The organism is Azospirillum sp. Marseille-Q6669 (assembly GCF_965111635.1).
The window spans coordinates 225,612-243,967 of the sequence record NZ_CBCOOP010000002.1 but is presented as its reverse complement, the minus strand read 5'-3'; the positions used below and the strand labels follow the sequence as shown (position 1 = coordinate 243,967).

Genomic DNA, 18,356 nt, shown 5'->3' with positions numbered 1-18,356 from the left:
ACGGGTTAAAGAGCCGGCATCGCAGAGATAGTAGAATTCAGCGCGTCTTCGCTAGGAAAGTCAACAAGCTTACGTCGTATTTCCGAGGCATCGGTCGACTTTCGTGGGAATTATTTCTCGATCCATGAAGCATTGGCGAGACGTCCAATGGTTGGCAAGATTTCCACGGGAGCGTCCCGCACCGACGTGACGTTTTTTACCCGAACCGGAAGGGCGATCATCGGCCCTGGCCTCGATGGACACTTGGCATGCCGCCGTTGCTCCCAACCGATACGGTGACGCGCCCGCCGCCTTTATATGGTACGCAATCCGCCGTGGACTGTTGTGGCATGACCATCTCCCTTGGTCACATTCCTGGCACGGCCACCGGCTGCATCGCAAGCGCCGCCGGCGGACGGGGCCGTCGCCCGAAACCGGTTCCAGCGAAGCGAGGCCGCCTTTGACCCTTGATCAGGTTCTGGCCGTCACGATCCTCATCGGGCTGGTGACGTTGTTCGTCTGGAACCGGCTGCGCTACGATCTGGCGGCGCTGCTCGGACTTCTCGTCGCGATGGCGGGCGGCGTCGTCCCGCCGGACCGGGCCTTCGCCGGGTTCAGCGATCCGGTGGTGGTGATCGTCGCGTCGGCGCTCGTCGTCAGTGCAGGGGTCGGCAAGTCGGGCGTGATCGGACGGGCCGTCAGGAATCTGGAGCCCCACATGCGGACGACCGGAATGCAGGTGGCGGTTCTGACGGGCAGTGTCGCCGTCCTATCCGCCTTCATGAAGAACATCGGTGCCCTGGCGATCTTTCTGCCGATCGCCATGCAGGTCGCCCGGCGCAGCGGCACCCCGGCCTCCAAGCTCCTCATGCCGATGGCGTTCGGATCGCTGATCGGGGGCCTCGTGACGCTGATCGGCACATCCCCCAACATCCTCGTCTCGCGCGTGCGCGCCGAACTTACCGGCACGCCATTCGCCATGTTCGATTTCGCGACGGTCGGCCTCGGCATCGTGATGATGGGCTTTGCCTTCCTGGTGATCGGCTGGCGGCTGTTGCCGGGCGGACGCCAGGGGGCGAAGCCGGCGGCGGCGGCCTTCAACGTCGATCCCTATCTTTCGGAGGTGCGCCTGCCGGTCACGTCGCCTCTGGTTGGGAAAACGGTGGCCGATCTGGAGGCCCTCGGCGAGGGTGGCGTCAGCGTGATCGCCATCATTCGCGAATTGGAAAGGCGTTACGTCCCCGCGGGGCATTGGACGCTGTTCGCCGACGATATTCTTGTCCTGCAAAGCGACCCACACACTCTGAAGGCGATCATGAGCGACGCGGGCCTGCGTCTCGAAGGGGCCGGCAAGGGGTTGTCCAAAGGACTGCCGGCCAGCGATATCGGTGTGGTCGAGGCCGTCGTGATGACGAACTCGCCTCTGATCGCGCACTCGCCGGCGGAGTTGGGGTTGCGCCAGAGGCACGGCGTGAACCTTCTCGGCATCAGCCGCCACGGCGACCTGATCGCCACGCGCCTCCGCAATCTCCGCTTCCAGGCCGGCGACGTCCTCGTCCTGGCGGGAAGCGTGGACGCCATGCCGGAGACCTTGCGCGGTCTTGGCTGCCTGCCGCTCGTCGACCGGGCGACAGGGCTGGAGCGGCGGCGCCAGGAGTACCTGCCGCTCGTGCTGCTCGCGCTCGCCGTGGGGACGGTTGCGCTCGACCTGATTCCGGTGATGGCGGCCTTCTTTGGGGCCGCGGTGCTGATCGTGCTGTTCGGTGTCCTGACTTTGCGGGAGGCCTATCAGGCGATCGAACTGCCGATCCTGGTCCTGCTCGCCTGTCTGATCCCGATCAGCGACGCGTTCGACCGCACGGGCACGGCGGATCTGGTTGCCGAAGGACTCGCCGTGATCGCCGGGGCCTTGCCTCCGGCCGGGGTGGTCACGCTCGTCCTGGTGACGGCGATGACACTGACGCCTTTCCTCAACAACGCGGCGACGGCACTGATCATGGCACCGATAGCGGTGAGCCTGGCGCAGAGGCTCGGCATGAATCCCGATCCCCTGCTGATGGCCGTGGCCGTCGGTGCCGCCTGTGACTTCCTTACCCCGATCGGGCACCAATGCAACACGCTGGTCATGGGGCCCGGCGGCTACCGCTTCGGTGATTACTGGCGGCTCGGCCTGCCGCTCTCAGTGATCGTCGTCGTCGTCGGGTCCGTTCTCATTCCGCTGGTCTGGCGGTTGAGGTGACGGTGGTGGCATTGCCATCCACCCGGGCCGAAAGGCGCGCTCCAATTCAAACGGTCGTTCAGGAAATGACGCGGCCATGAGCCGCTTCAAGGTGAAACGCGCCCGGTTCGTCGGAAGCTGGTCTGGCCGGATCACACTGGCGTGGCGGCAACCTGGCGGGTCGGCGCGATGTCTTGCTCACTCAGTCTGGCGGGATCACGGGGGCCGTCGCACGATGCTGCGCACCACAAACAAGGCACGGACGCACTCCCGGTCAGGATCATGATCCGATGCGTGGGCTATTTCACCGCCACGCGATGCTCGCGCTCCAGCAACCCTTGCGCCCGCGCGCGGTCCAGCAGGCTCTTGACCGAGGCCGCCGCCCAGGTGCGCCCACCCCGCGGCGTGGTCTCCCGCATCGCCTCCAGTTGGGCGCCGATGGCCCGCAGCGACAGTTTGGGGTTCGCGCGGGCGATGCCGGCGACCAGCACCATGAGCCGGTCATCCCCGCGCACCGACGGCACCTTGTCCAACAGCGCCCGGTCGGCCAGCCCCTCGGCGACGAAGGCGCGGACGGCACGGCGCAGCCGTTCGGCCGTCCAGTGCCGGGCCGGCGGCAGCTTGGCATTGACGGCGCGGGTCACCGCCGCCCAGGAGCGGGACGGCCGGAGACGCCGCACCGTGGGCAGCCACTCCTCCGCCGTGCGGGTCAGCTCTAGCAGGTAGAGCTGGCGCTGCCGGTCGGCGAGGCGCTGCGCGGTCGCTGTGTCGCCCTGCTTCAGCTTGGGATTGCCGCCGACCCGGCCGCGTGCCTTGGCCGCCGCCAGCCCGGACCGCGTGCGTTCGCGGATCAGCGAGCGCTCATACTCGGCCACGGCGCCGAGCATCTGCAGCACCAGCGTGCCGTGCGGGCTGGCGGTGTCGATCGGGCTGGTCAAGCAACGGAAGTGGCAGCCGCGGCCGCGCAGATCCTCGATCACCTCCAGCAGGTGGGCCAGCGAGCGGCCGAGCCGGTCGAGCTTCCAGATGACCAGCGTGTCGCCGCGGGCGATGCGGGCCAGAGCCCGCGCCAGCTCCGGCCGGGCCCGGGACGCGCCTGACGCCTTCTCCTCGAAGATCTCCGTGCAGCCGGCGGCGCGTAGCGCGTCCAGCTGGCCGGCGGTGGTCTGCTCGTCGGTCGAGACACGCGCGTAGCCGATGAGGGCCATACCCCTTCTCCCAAGCCGGAAAAAGACCCCCGGACACCCCTTTTGTAAAGTTATGGAGAACGAGAGTAAACGACCGTTTCAAGGCGCGACAATTTCTTTACAGCGACCACGCGGGCGGTCGCCCCATGATCGGGAGCGTCTCGCGAGGATAGGCGACATGAGCAAGGGCGCCGGCCCGAGGGCCGCGAAACCAGACGACGGGCAGCGAAGGAATGGCCAGGCGATCAGGCTGGGATCGAGCGCCCTGGCGCGCTTGGAGCCGCCGATCTCGGCGGCGGCGGTGCGCTTCTAAACCGATCCACTCTCTTCTAAACGGATCTGGTCTGCAAAATGCCGGCCGATCCGGAGCGGAAGCCGGGGAAAGCCGGCTTCTAAACTGATCTACCCGACAACGACACTAACACTCTGATAACGGGACCATAAAGCCGTTGTCGGGCGGCGCGCGTTGGCGACTCCGAGGTTTCGGTAGCGACCCTGCCGATCTCTAGCATCGCCAGCCTTTTGCGCATTGGCGATCGGTGAAAGTGACCCCGTGCCGGACCATAGGCGGCGAATTCGGACGGAGTGTTGGCCGCCGCGGGATAAGAACGTGACCAAGGCGGTCAGCCGCCGCCCGTCACGCGGCGACCGGCTTCTGACAAAGGGAAGCGGGGGCTGGCGACTTCCGTCGGACGGTGAGGCGCGTTTCCGCGAACCCCATGGCCCTCGCTTCCGAGGGAGACCACCGCCGCCGCCGCTCACCCGCCTTGCCGCGCATCCGTCCTTGGACAGCATCATCGCCCCGCTGGCAGTCGCCGCGGCGATCGTGTCCCCATCTTACTCGATCGCACGGATTGCCGCCGACAGACTGTCCGGGCACCCCAAAGCCACCACCTTGTCCAGCAACGCTTGCTGCGCCTCCTGCCATTCCTGTTCACCGGTGTCGATCGCCCGGTTGATCAAGCGCCAGTTGAACTTGATCCCGGCCTTCTGCAGAAGAAGCCCGACCTCGTACCCATCCCAAGCGGATCGGTCGCAATCCTTAAGCCACTCAAGTGTCTGCCTCCATGCCAATTGAAACTGATCCACCGCCATCATGGTGCTAATCCTGCGCTCCTGTGCGGGTAAACGGGCCCGTCTGCCGCGGGCGATGCCGAGCCAGCCCGTCAGCCCGATGTTTCTTTTCGGGTAGCGGACATAAGCCGAAATCAAGCCCTATGGTCAAGCGTCGTGCCCGAAAGGACAGTTCGGGTCATGACCCACGACCTGAAGCGCATCATCGGCATGCGGGTGCGCGCCCGCCGCGTCGCCCTGAACCTTACGCAGGAACAGGTTGCCGAGGCGATTGCGCGCACCGTCGAAACGGTCTCAAACCTGGAACGGGGCAAAGCGTTTCCGAGTCTGGGCATGTTGGAGCAGATTGGCCGTCTGCTCGATCTGCCGTTGGCCAGCCTGTTTGAAAACGCCGAGACAACGGCGGCCACCTCGCCCTGGCGTGCCGAGATGCGCGCACGCTTGCTCGTTTTAGCGGATAGCCTGGCCGACTCCGACTTGGAGATCGCAGTCCGACAAGTTGAGGTGTTGGCAGACAAGCGTGAGCGGCGGAACTGACGATAAAACACGTTGGCCGGAGCCGCCGCTCACGTTCGTCTCCATGGCAAAACAGCGCGCTGTGGGCGGCAGTCTCTCTGCATGGGGGCTCTGCCCCCATACCCCCGGGGTACTTCGACACCAACCTTGACTTGTTCGAACAACGAGCAAACGATCCGACTCGCGGTACAGGCTGGGGAGCCGATGACCGCCACCAACCTTGACGACCCCCGGCTGCAGAGCCGGGGGCGCCCTGGTGGCCGACGCACCTGAGCGTCTACGTTGCTGCGCGGTTGATCATCATCGTAGGGCGGCGCTCTCAGAGAGAGCGTGTTCATGGTCCACACGATTTCGAGCGCAACACTCCTTTCCATGATGCGCTCGCCGGTTGTCCGCGCAAACAGCAGAGGAACCATTGTTTCGGAGAAGACTCAATCGCCGCCCCGCTTTTCCCGAAGCCGCGCCCAATAGGTCAGGCGTTTTTTAACTTCCCGCTCAAAGCCGCGCTCATTGGGTTGATAGAGTTCCGGACGCTTCGATTTCACGAGTTCTGGTGGGAAGAACTCTTGCCCAGAAAAAGCATCAGGCCAATCGTGATCATACCTATAGCCCTCTTTGAACCCCATTTCTTTCATCATTTTAGTTGGGGCATTGATCAAGTGCTTCGGCGGCGCCAGTGATCCAGACGACGCGGCAAGTTCCAGTGCGGCGTTGAAAGCAAGATAAGCTGCGTTCGATTTCGGTGCTGTAGCGACATAAGCGACCGCCTGTCCCATGAACAAGCGCCCCTCGGGCCATCCGATGCGCTCAAAAGCGTCCCAGGCCGCCATGACCTGTGGCAGCGCCTGGGGATCGGCCATGCCGACATCCTCCGATGCACAGCAGGCCAATCGGCGAAAAATCGTGCTGGGATCTTCGCCACCGGTGATCATCCGCGCCGCGTAGTACATGGCCGCGTCCACGTCCGACCCTCGCAGCGCCTTGTGGAAGCAACTGAGCAGGCCGTAATGCGCGTCTTGCGCCTTGTCGTAGAGAGGGGCACGCTTCTGAAGCGTTGCGCCCATGGCAACGACGTCCAATGGCGTTTGCGGTTGAAGATCGTAAATCTGTTCGATCAAATTTATCAAATACCGGCCATCGCCGTCGGCCATCAAGCGGAGAGCCGCTCTGGCATCTTCGGTGACGGGAAGCGCTCGGCCAACTTCGGATTCGGAGCGCCGAATCAGATGTTCGAGGGCGCCGTCGTCGAATCGGTTCAGTACAAGGACCGTTGCACGAGACAGCAAAGCCCCGACCAACGACATGCTCGGATTTTCTGTGGTTGCGCCGACAAGAATTACGGTTCCGTCCTCGACATAAGGAAGGAGCGCGTCCTGCTGAGCTCTGTTCCAGCGATGGATTTCGTCCACGAACAAAAGCGTTAATGCGCCGACGCTGTGGCGCTCCTTTGCCGACGCTAAGACTTTCCGCAGTTCAGGAATACCAACCATGACCGCGGAAAGGGTCTCATAATGCACATTGACGGCCTCCGCCAACAGTCGGGCAATGGTTGTCTTGCCAACACCCGGCGGCCCCCAAAGGATCATCGATGACAGGCGCTTGGCCGCGACCATCCTGCCGATAGCTCCCTCCGGCCCAAGCAGGTGATCCTGACCAATGACCTCAGCGAGGCGCTTAGGGCGCAATCGCTCCGCGAGCGGCTTGGGAGCTATGGCATCAAGGAGAGACGAGTTCATCAGCGTGTTCTCATCTGTACATCCACTCGAGCGGCGAGGATCGGGCGAGCGAACAACATCCTATCGGTTGCATACTTCACCCTCGCGCGCCCCCGGCAGCAGCTCAATTATGCAAGCGCCAAAAGCCGGGATTTTTCAATCCCGCAAAGCCGACCAGAGTGACGGTGCCGTCCTCCACATAGGGCAGGAAGCCGTCCTGCTGGGAGCGGTTGAAGCGGTGGATCTCGTCAATGAACAGCAGCGTGCCCTGCCCGGCCGCGCGCCGCGCCCTGGCGGCGTCGAACACCTTGCGCAGGTCGGCCACGCCGGAGAAGACGGCCGACAGCGGCTCGAAATGCAGGTCGGTGGACAGCGCCAGCAGCCGCGCGATGGTCGTCTTGCCGCAGCCGGGTGGCCCCCACAGGATCATCGAGGCCAGCCGGCGCGCGGCGACCATGCGGCCCAGCGGCCCGTCGGGCTTCAGCAGATGCTCCTGCCCGACGACCTCGCCCAGGCTGCGCGGGCGCAGCCGGTCGGCCAGCGGGCGGGGCGCGCCCGCCTCGAAAAGGCCGCCGGTGGCTCCGGAGTCGCCGCGCTTGCTCATCGGTAGCCCATGAACCTTGCGGAAACGGTCACTGGTTGGTGGCCGCGCCGCAGCGCTGGTAGCACATGCGCAGCGAATGCTGGCAGTTGTCGCTCGGCGAGAAGATGCCGCCGCGGTCCGGACGGTCGAGCCCGCTCTGCGTGCGCGCGGCGACCGAGTCCATGCAGGAGTTGTTGCTGCGCTCGCACTGGGCGCGGCAGGAGTCGTCGCTGCCGACGCCGCCGTCGAGACGGAGCGACGGGTCCTCGACCCCGCGGGCCGGGCGCGGCGTGGCCGGCGCGCCGGTGGAGGGAGTGGTGGAGGCCGCCGGAGCACCGCCCACGGCGGCGCCGGATGAGCGCCCCGGCGCGTCCGCGCAGGCGGCGAGCGCAACCAGGGCGAGGGCCAGCACCGGCCCCAGAATGAGTTTCGGACGGAACATCTCGGCTTTGACTCCCATTGTTCTTGCGTGACCCCGGACGTTGGCGGATGGTCCCCCGCATGGACCATGCCGCGGGCTCGGCGCCCACTATGCCGGGAACGCAAGCGATAAGGGAATGCCTCAAATGAGTCCCAACAATCCCGGCCCGTCTCCGCGCCGCCGGACATCGACCACCGTCTTCGTGGCGCTGCTGATCGGCGGCCTGCTGCTGCTCGTCGTGCGCATGCTCGCCATGCCCACCGTCAGCGCCGGCGAGGTCGTCCTGCCGCTGCTGGCCGGCATCGGCATGGCGCTGGCCATCGGCGTGATGGTCATGCGCGACCGCCGCGAGCGCAACGCCCTGCCCCCGTCGGAGCGCAACCGCCAGGACCGCGGCATGCCGGATTGATTCCGGCCGGGCTGAATGGGAGTCAAATGCGGGTGACGCGCGGGGCCGGGCCCCGCGCCGCTCACACGAATTTGAAGCTGAGCAATCCGCCGATGATGATAACCAGAAGAACGGTCGTCACCAGCATCAGCCGCTTCTCGATGATGTCGCGCACCTGCGGCCCGTAGAAGTGCAGCAGGATCGCGATCATGTAAAATCGCGAGAATCGCGCGACGATCGAGCACAGGATGAACACCGTCAGGTCGAGGTGCGCGAATCCCGCGGTGATCGTCAGCAATTTGTAGGGTATGGGCGTGATGCCCTTGAGGATCAGGAACCAGGGGCCGAATTCGGCGAACATGTCCTGGAAGCGCTGGAACGACTCCTGCGCGTTGTAGAGGTCGATGATCAACCGTCCGATGCTCTCGAACAGGTAGAATCCGACCGCGTAGCCGAACAGCCCGCCGATCAGCGAGGCCAGTGCGCAGATGTTGGTGTAGCGCCAGAGCTTCTTGGGCTCCGCCAGACACATCGGCACCAGCATGACGTCGGGCGGCAGAGGGAAGAAGGAGCTTTCCGCGAAGGAGACGGCGGACATCCACCAGACGGCGTCCTTGCGGGCGGAGAGCTTGAGAATCCGGTTGTAGAGAGGTTTCAGCATACCGCGCGCGCGGCGCCCTCCCGAAGTGTCGGAACCCGGAAACCGGAAACCCTCCCTCCGGGGATGAACCCGAAGGGAGGGCCGGTCAGTCACCTATATCGTCGTCCGCCACCCGCTGGGCAACGGCGGCGACAAGATTTCACGAAAACTCAACCGCGGGCTCAGCCCTCGGCCTCGACCTCGTCCTTGATCTCCACCGGGCCCGAATCCTGGCCCTTGGCGGCGACGTCGCGGTCGACCAGCTCGATCACGCCCATGGCGGCGGCATCGCCGTAGCGGAAGCCGGCCTTCAGGACGCGGCTGTAGCCACCCTGGCGGTCCTTGTAACGGTCGGCCAGGACGGTGAACAGCTTGGTCACCATCGCGTCGTCGCGCAGCTGCGCGAAGGCGAGACGGCGGTTGGCGAGGCCACCCTTCTTGCCGAGCGTGATCAGACGCTCGACGATCGGGCGCAGATCCTTGGCCTTCGGCAGGGTCGTCTTGATCTGCTCGTGCTTGATCAGGGCGTTCGCCATGTTCGAGAACATGGCCTTGCGGTGGCTGGTGGTCTTGCTGAACTTACGTCCGGAAACGCCGTGACGCATGACGGTCCTCCTTCATGGCGTGGCCCCCCTCGGGGAGCCGGTGGTGAACCCGACCGCCCAGTTTTCGGCTGGTACGGCGCGGGGCGGGCCGGTTGGTGGCCCTGGGAACTCCCCCACCCTTGCCCCCGCTGGGCGGGGAGGCAAGGGTGGGGGTAAAACGTTCGAGACTTAGTACGGCTCTTCCAGACGCTTGGCCAGCTCTTCGATGTTCTCGGGCGGCCAGTTCGGGATTTCCATACCGAGGTGCAGACCCATCTGGGCCAGCACTTCCTTGATCTCGTTCAGCGACTTGCGGCCGAAGTTCGGCGTGCGGAGCATCTCCGCCTCGGTCTTCTGCACCAGATCGCCGATGTAGACGATGTTGTCGTTCTTGAGGCAGTTGGCCGAACGGACCGACAGCTCCAGCTCGTCCACCTTGCGGAGCAGGTTCTTGTTGAACGGAACCTCCTCGTGCTTCTCCTCGGCGACCGCGTGGGTCGGTTCCTCGAAGTTGATGAACAGCTGCAGCTGGTCCTGGAGGATGCGGGCGGCGAGCGCCACCGCGTCGTCCGGCTTCACGGCGCCGTTGGTCTCGACGACCATCGACAGGCGGTCATAGTCGGTGACCTGCCCGACGCGGGCGTTGTCGACCTTGTAGGAGATCTTGCGGACCGGCGAGAACAGCGCGTCGACCGGGATCAGGCCGATCGGGGCGTCTTCCGGACGGTTCTGGCTGGCCGGGACGTAGCCCTTGCCGGTCTCGACCGTCAGTTCCATGTTCAGGCGCGCGCCGTTGTCCAGCGTGCAGATCACGAGGTCCGGGTCCATCACCTGGATGTCCGCACCGGTCTCGATCATGCCGGCCTTCACCTCGCCGGGGCCTTCGGCGCGCAGGCGCATGCGCTTCGGGCCGTCACCGCCCATGCGCAGACCCATCGACTTGATGTTGAGGACGATGTCGGTCACGTCCTCGCGCACGCCGGGGATCGAGGAGAACTCGTGCAGCACGCCGTCGATGTGGATCGCCGTGACGGCCGCACCCTGCAGCGAGGAGAGCAGCACGCGGCGCAGCGCGTTGCCGAGCGTCAGACCGAAGCCACGCTCCAGCGGCTCGGCCACGACGGTCGCCACGCGGTCGGCGTCGTCACCGGGCTGGATGTCCAGCTTGTTCGGCTTGATCAGTTCCTGCCAGTTCTTCTGAAGAGCCACGGTATTACCTCATGCCATCGGGGTGGACACACGTCCGCGGAGACCGGCCGTTCCCATCCGATGGCGCCGCGATGGCTGCGGCGCCTGTCCCGGAACGGCGGGTCCCCGCGGGTGCGGAGTAGCGATGCTTCTTAGACGCGACGCTTCTTCGGCGGACGGACGCCGTTGTGCGGGATCGGCGTGACGTCGCGGATCGAGGTGATCTGGAAGCCGATCGACTGCAGAGCGCGCAGCGCCGACTCACGGCCCGAACCCGGCCCCTTCACCTCGACCTCGAGGGTCTTCATGCCGTGCTCCTGGGCCTTGCGGCCCGCGTCCTCGGCGGCGACCTGAGCGGCGTAGGGGGTCGACTTGCGCGAACCCTTGAAGCCCATCGTGCCCGACGACGACCAGGCGATGGTGTTGCCCTGCGCGTCGGTGATGGTGATCATCGTGTTGTTGAAGGAGGCGTTCACGTGAGCGACGCCGGCGGTGATGTTCTTGCGCTCGCGACGACGAAGACGCTGCGAAGCGGCTGAGGGCTTGGCCATGGTCCGTGCGTCCTCTTACTTCTTCTTGCCGGCGATCGGCTTGGCCGGACCCTTGCGGGTGCGGGCGTTCGTGTGGGTGCGCTGGCCGCGGACCGGCAGGCCCTTGCGGTGACGCAGGCCACGGTAGCAGGCCATGTCCATCAGACGCTTGATGTTCATGGCGACCGAACGGCGCAGGTCGCCCTCGACGCGGTAGTCGGCGTCGATGGTCTCGCGGATCTTGAGGATCTCGTCGTCCGTGAGCTGGTTCACACGGCGCTCCGTCGGGATCTCCAGCTTCGTGCAGATTTCCTTGGCCTTGAAGGGGCCGATGCCATGAATGTAGGTCAACGCAATCTCCACGCGCTTCTGCGCGGGGATGTTGACGCCAGCGATACGCGCCACGCCTGCTCTCCTCGATATCTCAACGGCAGCCCTCATGGGCCGCCTACACACCGATTGATCCCCGATCCGGACGCCGGGGCCCGAAGGCCCGGAGGCAAAACACGGATACGGGACGCACAATGTCTCCCGCCGGGCCGGTTGGGCCGCGGGAGGGTGCGACTATAGAAAAAGCCGGAAATCTGTCAAGGCCGTTCTGCGGCGTTACCGTGCTTTTCCCAGGGCCCGACCATTGTGGGGAGGCGGACCGCGGTTGACAAGCCGGACGGCAGAACTTGAGATGAACGGCCCGCCCCGAACGGAACACCCCGAACGGAACATATCAGAAGGCAGACCCATGACCCGCAAAGGCATCCCCTTCCGGCGCTTCCGCCTGACCAAGATCGTCGCCACGCTGGGGCCGGCCACCGCGACGCCGGAGATGATCCGCGCGCTGTTCGAGGCGGGCGTGGACGTCTTCCGCCTCAATTTCAGCCACGGCACGCACGAGGACCACGGCCAGCGCCTCGCCACGCTGCGCGCGCTGGAGGCGGAACTGGATCATCCCATCGCGGTGATGGCCGACCTCCAAGGACCGAAACTGCGGCTGGGCACCTTCGCCGACGGCCCCATCACCGTCGAGCCGGGGCACCGCATCCGCCTCGACCTCTCCACCAAGCCGGGCGACGCGACCCGTGTCGGCCTCCCCCACCCGGAAATTTTCGCCGCGCTTGAGCCGGAAGCCGAGCTGCTGGTGGACGACGGCAAGGTCCGCCTGCGCGTCGTCGATTGCAGCCCCGACCACGCCGACTGCGTCGTGCTATCCGGCAGCCGCCTGTCCGACCGCAAGGGCGTGAACGTTCCGGGCGTCGTCCTGCCGCTGACGCCACTCACTCCGAAGGATCACGAGGATCTGGCCTTCGCGCTCGACCAGGGGGTGGACTGGGTGGCGCTGTCCTTCGTGCAGCGGCCGGAGGACGTGGCCGAGGCGCGCAAGCTGGTCGCCGGGCGGGCCGCCCTGCTGTCGAAGATGGAGAAACCGCAGGCCATCCAGCATCTGGAGCGCATCGTCGAACTGTCGGACGGCGTCATGGTCGCCCGCGGCGACCTCGGCGTCGAGATGCCGGCGGAGGACGTGCCGAGCATCCAGAAGCGGATCATCCGCGAGTCGCGCAAGGCCGGCAAGCCGGTGATCGTCGCCACCCAGATGCTCGAGTCGATGATCGGCGCCCCCGCCCCGACCCGCGCCGAGGCGTCGGACGTGGCGACCGCGGTCTATGACGGGGCCGACGCGGTGATGCTGTCGGCGGAGACCGCGGCGGGCACCTACCCCATCGAGGCGGTGTCGATGATGGACCGCATCGCCCGCCGGGTCGAGCAGGACCCGCTCTACCGCACCATCACCGACGCCCAGCACCCGGACCCGCAGCAGACCTCGACCGACGCCGTCACCGCGGCGGCGCGGCAGGTCGCCCACACCATCCAGGCCGCGGCCATCGTCACCTACACCACCAGCGGCTCGACCACGCTGCGCGCCGCCCGCGAGCGGCCGGAGGTGCCGATCATGTGCCTGACCTCCAACCTGGAAACGGCGCGGCGGCTCCAGCTCGCCTACGGGGTGCACAGCGTGCATTCCGCCGACGTCGCCGACTTCAACGAGATGGTCCAGAAGGCCGCCCGCTGCGCCTACGAGGACGGGCTGGCGGTGGAGGGGCAGCGGTTGGTCATCACCGCCGGCGTTCCCTTCGGCACCCCCGGCAACACCAACATCCTGCGCATCGCCTGGGTGGATGCGCAGTAAGGGGAAAGCCGTCAGGCCGGCGGACGCTCCGCCGGCGCGACGCGGGGAAAGCGCAGGGTGAAGGCCGCGCCGCGGCCCGGCGCGCTGTCGAGCGCGATGCGGCCCCTCAGCCGGCGGGTGGCGATGTTGTAGACGATGTTCAGCCCCAGCCCGCTGCCGCCCGTGCCGCGGCTGGTTGTGAAGAAGGGCTCGAACACCTTGCCATGGAGTTCGGACGGGATGCCGCGCCCGTCGTCGGCATAGATCAGCTCCACCTCGTCGCCCCCCACCGCGCGCGCAGTCACGCGCAGCGTCCCGTGCTGGCCCGGGGCGTAGCCGTGGATGATCGAGTTCATCACGAGGTTTGTCAGCACCTGGCTGAGCGCGCCCGGATAGCCGTCGATCAGCAGATCCGCCGGGCAATCCACCTCCACGCCGTGGGCCGCCCGCTTGATGCGGACGCCCAGGCTGCGCAGCACCTCGTCGATGTAGTCGCGCAGATCGAAGACGCGGCGCTCCTCGCTCGCCTGATCGACGGCGATCTGCTTGAAACTCTGGATGAGCTGGGCGGCGCGGTCGATGTTCAGCAGCATCAGGTGCGCCGCCTCCCCCGCCATGTCGAGGAAATCGGCGAAGTCGGGCCGGCGCAGCGTTCCCGCCTCGAAATCGCGCCGGATGACCCGGGTCCGTTCCGCCATCAGCGAGGCGCCGGTCAGGGCGATGCCGATGGGGGTGTTGATTTCATGCGCCACCCCCGCCACCAGCGACCCCAGCGCCGCCATCTTCTCGGACTGGATCAGATGGGCCTGCGCCTCCTTCAAGTCATGGAGCGCGCGTTCGGCCTCCTCCCGCGCGGCGTGGGCGCGCTCCTCCGCATGGACGCGGTCCGACACGTCGGTGTGCGAACCGACGATGCGGAACAGCTCGCCGTCCGGACCAAGAACGCGGATGGCGCGGCTCAGCATATGAACCACGGTGCCGCGCTTGTGGCGAAAGCGTAGGATGAACTGGCATTCGCCCATCGCGCCGTTGATCAGGTCGCGGGCCATCCGGGCCGACAACTCGCGATCCTCGGGCAGGATCAGCTCGGTCCAGCGGGCGGCGGTGTTGACCATCTCGTCCTCGCCGTAGCCGAGCATTCCCCACCAGTAGGGCGACAGCCACAAATCCCCCGTGCGCACGTCCCATTGCCAGATCCCCTCGCGCGCCGCCCGGATCGCCAGTTCGAACAGCTCCCGGCTGGCGATGATCTCCCGCTCGGCGTTCCGCCGCTCGGTCACGTCGGTATAGGTGACGACGAATCCGCCGTCGGGCAGAGGCCGGATCAGGCATTCCAGCACATGACCGTCGGAACGGGTGCACTCCCAGGACCGCTCGTCCGGGGCGGTGCGGGCGGGAAGCGGCACCTCGAGGGCCGCGGACGGGCCGGTCCCGGACCCGGTCAGGGCGTCGGGGCACACGCTCACCGGCCCAAAGGCCACCCCCTGCCCAACCCGCCGGGCAATGGCCGCGTAGGGCGTGTGATAGCTCAGGAATTCCGGCTCCACCCCCAGCAACTCCGTGACACGCCCGTTCCAGGCGACCAGCCGAAGCCCCCGGTCGAAGGCCATCACACCCTGGCCTAGCCCGTTCAGGACCGCCCGGCTCTGGTCCCACTGGGCTTCGAGCGCCTGTTCGGTGCGCTTGCGGGCGGAGATGTCGCTGATGCAGGCGAGCATGGCCTCCTCGCCCCGGAAACGGAACCGCCGGGCGGAGACCATCGCCCAGAGGTCGCTGCCGTCGGGCCGGCACAGCCGGGTCTCGAAGCCGTCCACGCCGCCCGCACCGTCGCGCAGGGCGACGAGGAGCCGGTCCCGCTCCGCCGGTTCGGTGTAGTAGGCCTTGGCGAAGCTGCGCCCGACCACGTCGTCGAGCGGCACCCCGAACAGCAAGCCGGCGGGCTGGTTGACCGCCATCACCAAGCCGTCCGACAGCCGGGTCACCACCAGGGGAACGGCGATGGCCTGCATGATCGCCCGCTCCGCCTCGCCGGCCCGGTCGCCCAGCAGGTCTTCCAGGCCGAAGAAGCCGGTATCCTCCTGCGGGGCGCCGCCATCACCGGCAAGGGTCAACACCAATTCGCCGCCCTCGCCCTCCGCCGGAATCAGGAGTCCGCGTCCTTCACCCGGCGCAGCCGCAAGCGCCACCGTCTCTCCGGCACGCAACCGGTCCGCCACCGCGGCAGCGTCCCCACGCAACGGAAGCGCCCCCAGAAGGGCGTCGAGGCTGTCCCCCGGACAACCGCCCAGCGACGCCCGGAACACGGCGTTGGCCCAGATCAGGCGCCCGTCGGCATCGAAGCGGGCAAGGCCGGCAGCGGCCATCCGCGAACACTCCCCTTCATTCCCAAAGATGACGCCCGCCGGATGAGACTGGTCAGGCGTTCCGAGTCCATCCGCTGCGAATTCATACAAAATGAATCTACACCAGTTTATCGCGGCTGCACCATGGCGCCTCCCGCATTCCTGTATGCGCACCCATGTTCTAGCCTCCGCCACCCCCCGGCCCGGAAGGACCGACCGCCGCATGTCCGAGTTTGCCGCCTACGGCGGGCTGTTCCTGACCGCGTTCCTGGCCGCAACCATCTTTCCGGCCCAGTCGGAAATCCTGCTGGTCGGCATGCACGCCACCGGCAACTACGACCATCTGGCGCTTCTGCTGTTCGCCACGACGGGCAACGTGCTGGGGTCCGTGGTCAACTGGGCGCTCGGGCGCTACCTGATGCATTTCCAGGACCGCCGCTGGTTCCCGGTTCCCGCCTCCATGGTGGCGCGGGCCACCCGCTGGTACCAACGCTTCGGGGTCTGGTCGCTGCTGCTGGCCTGGATGCCCTTCATCGGCGATCCGCTGACTCTGGTGGCCGGCATCCTGCGGGTGGACATCCGGGCTTTCCTGCTGCTGGTCACCGCGGGCAAGGCGGCCCGCTACGCGGTGCTGGTCCTGGCCGTGTGAGCGTCCTACATTCACCCCATGGACGACCAGACCGCCCTTGTGGAGGACGCACCCGTCTGCGCCTCCCCCCTGCGGCGCCGGCTGTGGCTGGCGCTGGGCTACGCCGCGGTCGGGCTGGGCATCGCGGGCACCGTGCTGCCGCTCCTGCCGACCACCCCGTTCCTTCTGCTGGCCGCCGGGGCCTTCGCCAAGAGCAGCCCCGCCCTGCGCGACCGGCTGTACCGCGACCCGCGCTTCGGCCCGCTGCTGCGCGACTGGCAGTCCGAGGGGGCGATCCCCCGCAAGGCGAAGGCGGCGGCGCTGATCGGCATGAGCGTGAGCTGGGCGATCGTGGTGCTGACCGCCAGCCGCCCGCTGGTTCCCATCCTGGCCGGCACCTGCATGGCGGCGGTGGCCGTCTACATCGTCACCCGCCCCTCCCCATCCACTCCGGCAGCGGAGGATGCGGCACTCGACAGTGCGGTGGCGGCGGAGGACGGAAACGTTTCCGCATTGCGAAACGAAGCTTGAGCCAATCGGCCGATGGACGTATTACAGCCGGCAATCCCGGCCGGTCACCAGCGCCGCTGAAAAATCCTTATTATCCATAGGGATTTTTCAAATCCGTTCTCGTCTTGATCCCGATCAAGAGGCGCTCGGGTCCTGTCCGCTATTGTCCGGTCTTGCGTCCCTATCCGGAGCCAAGGCAGACGATATGCCAGACGGAAGCGCTGTCACGCCGGCGAAAATCCAGTTCTTCGAAAGCCAGAAGAAGATCCACCCGAAGGCCGTCTCCGGACGCTACCGGCGCTGGAAGACCATCCTGACCTGGGTGCTTCTGGCGGTCTTCTTCATCGCCCCCTGGATTCGCTGGGAACGCGGCCCCGACGCGCCGGCCCAGGCGGTGCTGTTCGACCTGACGACGCCGCGCTTCTTCATCTTCTGGATCGAGATCTGGCCGCAGGAGATCTATTACCTCACCGGCGTGCTGATCGTGGCCGCGCTGGGGCTGTTCCTGGCGACGGCGCTGGCCGGGCGCGTGTGGTGCGGCTTCACCTGCCCGCAGACGGTGTGGACCGACCTGTTCGTCTGGATCGAGCGCGCCTTCGAAGGCGACCGGGCGGAGCGCATCCGCCTGGACAAGGCGCCCTGGACCGCGAAGAAGGTCCTGCGCAAGACCGGCAAGCACGCCGGCTGGCTGGCGCTGTCCGTCATCACCGGCTTCGGCTTCGTCGCCTTCTTCACCGACGCGCCGCGCTTGGCCGTCGATCTGCTGACCTTCAACGCGACCTATGAGGCGGCGGGCTTCTTCGCCCTGTTCGCGGGCATGACCTACGTCATGGCCGGCTGGACGCGCGAGCAGATGTGCTACTACATGTGCCCGTGGCCGCGCATCCAGACCGCCATGCTGGATGAGCACAGCCTTGTCGTCACCTACGACACGCTGCGCGGCGACACCCGCGGCCCGAAGCGCAAGTCGCAGAGCTGGGACGAGCGCCGGACCAAGGGCTTCGGCGACTGCATCGACTGCGGCCAGTGCGTGCAGGTCTGCCCGGTCGGCGTCGACATCCGCACCGGCGAGCAGGCGGACTGCATCAATTGCGGCCTGTGCGCCGACGCCTGCGACAACATCATGGTGTCGCAGGAGTTGCCAAAGGGGCTGATCCGCTTCGACAGCCTGGCCGCCCAGGACACCCGCGCCCAGGGCAAGACCTACCAGTGGCGGCTGATCCGCCCGCGCACCATCGTCTACGGCCTGCTGATGCTGGTGATCACCGGCGCCATGGCCTGGAGCTACGCGCTGCGCCCGCGGCTGGACATCGCCGTGCAGCGCGACCGCGCTCCGCTGTTCGTCACGCTGCAGGACGGCACCATCCGCAACGCCTACACCTTCAAGGTCTCCAACAAGACCCGCCAGGACCGCTCCTACACGCTGGCTGCCGCCGGCATCGCCGGCGCCGAGGTGAAGGTGGTGGGCGAGCGCGACGAGGACAGCGGCAGCGCGGTCAGCCACATTTCCGCCTCCCCGGACAGCGTGGCGACCTACCGCGTCTACGTCACGGTGCCGCGCGAGTCCGTGCCGGACGCTTCCACCCCGGTCACCTTCCAGCTGACCGACACCAACAACGGCGACCGGGACAGCTACAAGAGCGTGTTCCTCGCGCCGGGCAGCAAGTAAGCCTGCCGGACATTCCATAAGGA

At 66.7% G+C, this 18,356-nt stretch carries 17 protein-coding genes and 1 pseudogene; 7 read left to right on the top strand and 11 right to left on the bottom strand.

What is annotated here, in order from left to right:
* Positions 1-439 precede the first annotated feature (439 nt).
* Positions 440-2,218: an SLC13 family permease gene (locus ACWPXE_RS12360; protein WP_454018110.1), complete on the top strand. Its 1,779-nt coding sequence runs from the start codon at positions 440-442 to the stop codon at positions 2,216-2,218.
* 278 nt (positions 2,219-2,496) lie between these two features.
* On the opposite strand, the gene ACWPXE_RS12355 is transcribed toward ACWPXE_RS12360, so the two are convergent.
* Together ACWPXE_RS12355 and ACWPXE_RS12350 are read right to left on the bottom strand one after the other, a co-directional pair.
* Entirely contained in the window at positions 2,497-3,405 is a 909-nt protein-coding gene (locus ACWPXE_RS12355) for a recombinase family protein (protein ID WP_454018109.1), read from the bottom strand.
* A gap of 816 nt (positions 3,406-4,221) precedes the next feature.
* The gene (locus tag ACWPXE_RS12350) at positions 4,222-4,482 is read right to left on the bottom strand and encodes a hypothetical protein (RefSeq protein ID WP_454018108.1); all 261 of its coding nucleotides are present in this window, start codon (positions 4,480-4,482) and stop codon (positions 4,222-4,224) included.
* Between the two features lie 156 nt (positions 4,483-4,638).
* On the opposite strand from ACWPXE_RS12350, the gene ACWPXE_RS12345 reads away from it, so the two are divergent.
* The gene (locus ACWPXE_RS12345) at positions 4,639-4,995 is read left to right on the top strand and encodes a helix-turn-helix domain-containing protein (protein WP_454018107.1); all 357 of its coding nucleotides are present in this window, start codon (positions 4,639-4,641) and stop codon (positions 4,993-4,995) included.
* Between the two features lie 410 nt (positions 4,996-5,405).
* Here the strand turns inward: ACWPXE_RS12345 and ACWPXE_RS12340 are convergent, their stop codons facing one another.
* From ACWPXE_RS12340 to ACWPXE_RS12330, 3 genes and pseudogenes are all read right to left on the bottom strand, one after another.
* Positions 5,406-6,710 carry a replication-associated recombination protein A gene (locus ACWPXE_RS12340; RefSeq protein ID WP_454018106.1) on the bottom strand — a complete coding sequence of 435 codons (1,305 nt, stop codon included), beginning with the start codon at positions 6,708-6,710 and terminating at the stop codon, positions 5,406-5,408.
* Between the two features lie 121 nt (positions 6,711-6,831).
* Positions 6,832-7,293, bottom strand: a pseudogene (locus ACWPXE_RS12335) (AAA family ATPase); the annotation flags it as partial.
* A gap of 28 nt (positions 7,294-7,321) precedes the next feature.
* Complete coding sequence (locus tag ACWPXE_RS12330; protein WP_454018105.1) at positions 7,322-7,714, bottom strand: hypothetical protein; 393 nt, start codon at positions 7,712-7,714, stop codon at positions 7,322-7,324.
* A 124-nt stretch (positions 7,715-7,838) separates the two neighbouring features.
* On the opposite strand from ACWPXE_RS12330, the gene ACWPXE_RS12325 reads away from it, so the two are divergent.
* Complete coding sequence (locus ACWPXE_RS12325) at positions 7,839-8,102, top strand: hypothetical protein (protein ID WP_014240058.1); 264 nt, start codon at positions 7,839-7,841, stop codon at positions 8,100-8,102.
* 61 nt (positions 8,103-8,163) lie between these two features.
* Here the strand turns inward: ACWPXE_RS12325 and ACWPXE_RS12320 are convergent, their stop codons facing one another.
* From ACWPXE_RS12320 to rpsM, 5 genes are all read right to left on the bottom strand, one after another.
* Positions 8,164-8,742: a YqaA family protein gene (locus ACWPXE_RS12320; RefSeq protein ID WP_014240057.1), complete on the bottom strand. Its 579-nt coding sequence runs from the start codon at positions 8,740-8,742 to the stop codon at positions 8,164-8,166.
* Between the two features lie 161 nt (positions 8,743-8,903).
* Positions 8,904-9,326 carry a 50S ribosomal protein L17 gene (gene rplQ, locus ACWPXE_RS12315; RefSeq protein ID WP_094304321.1) on the bottom strand — a complete coding sequence of 141 codons (423 nt, stop codon included), beginning with the start codon at positions 9,324-9,326 and terminating at the stop codon, positions 8,904-8,906.
* 168 nt (positions 9,327-9,494) lie between these two features.
* Positions 9,495-10,514 carry a DNA-directed RNA polymerase subunit alpha gene (locus ACWPXE_RS12310; protein WP_094304322.1) on the bottom strand — a complete coding sequence of 340 codons (1,020 nt, stop codon included), beginning with the start codon at positions 10,512-10,514 and terminating at the stop codon, positions 9,495-9,497.
* A 131-nt stretch (positions 10,515-10,645) separates the two neighbouring features.
* On the bottom strand, positions 10,646-11,044 hold the full coding sequence (rpsK, locus tag ACWPXE_RS12305; protein WP_012974490.1) for a 30S ribosomal protein S11: 399 nt from the start codon (positions 11,042-11,044) through the stop codon (positions 10,646-10,648).
* Positions 11,045-11,059: 15 nt separating this feature from the next.
* Positions 11,060-11,428, bottom strand: coding sequence for a 30S ribosomal protein S13 (gene rpsM, locus ACWPXE_RS12300; protein ID WP_454018104.1), 369 nt, complete (start codon positions 11,426-11,428; stop codon positions 11,060-11,062).
* Between the two features lie 334 nt (positions 11,429-11,762).
* Here rpsM and pyk point away from each other — a divergent pair, with 334 nt between their 5' ends.
* Complete coding sequence (gene pyk, locus ACWPXE_RS12295; RefSeq protein WP_454018103.1) at positions 11,763-13,205, top strand: pyruvate kinase; 1,443 nt, start codon at positions 11,763-11,765, stop codon at positions 13,203-13,205.
* 11 nt (positions 13,206-13,216) lie between these two features.
* Here the strand turns inward: pyk and ACWPXE_RS12290 are convergent, their stop codons facing one another.
* On the bottom strand, positions 13,217-15,547 hold the full coding sequence (locus ACWPXE_RS12290) for a PAS domain S-box protein (RefSeq protein ID WP_454018102.1): 2,331 nt from the start codon (positions 15,545-15,547) through the stop codon (positions 13,217-13,219).
* Positions 15,548-15,749: 202 nt separating this feature from the next.
* On the opposite strand from ACWPXE_RS12290, the gene ACWPXE_RS12285 reads away from it, so the two are divergent.
* The 3 genes from ACWPXE_RS12285 (at position 15,750) to ccoG (ending at position 18,333) form a co-directional block, all read left to right on the top strand.
* Positions 15,750-16,175 (top strand): YqaA family protein, encoded by a 426-nt coding sequence (locus ACWPXE_RS12285; protein WP_454018101.1) that lies wholly within the window; start codon positions 15,750-15,752, stop codon positions 16,173-16,175.
* Positions 16,176-16,193: 18 nt separating this feature from the next.
* Entirely contained in the window at positions 16,194-16,685 is a 492-nt protein-coding gene (locus ACWPXE_RS12280) for a YbaN family protein (protein WP_454018100.1), read from the top strand.
* Positions 16,686-16,869: 184 nt separating this feature from the next.
* Complete coding sequence (ccoG, locus tag ACWPXE_RS12275) at positions 16,870-18,333, top strand: cytochrome c oxidase accessory protein CcoG (protein ID WP_454018099.1); 1,464 nt, start codon at positions 16,870-16,872, stop codon at positions 18,331-18,333.
* Positions 18,334-18,356: the final 23 nt, after the last annotated feature.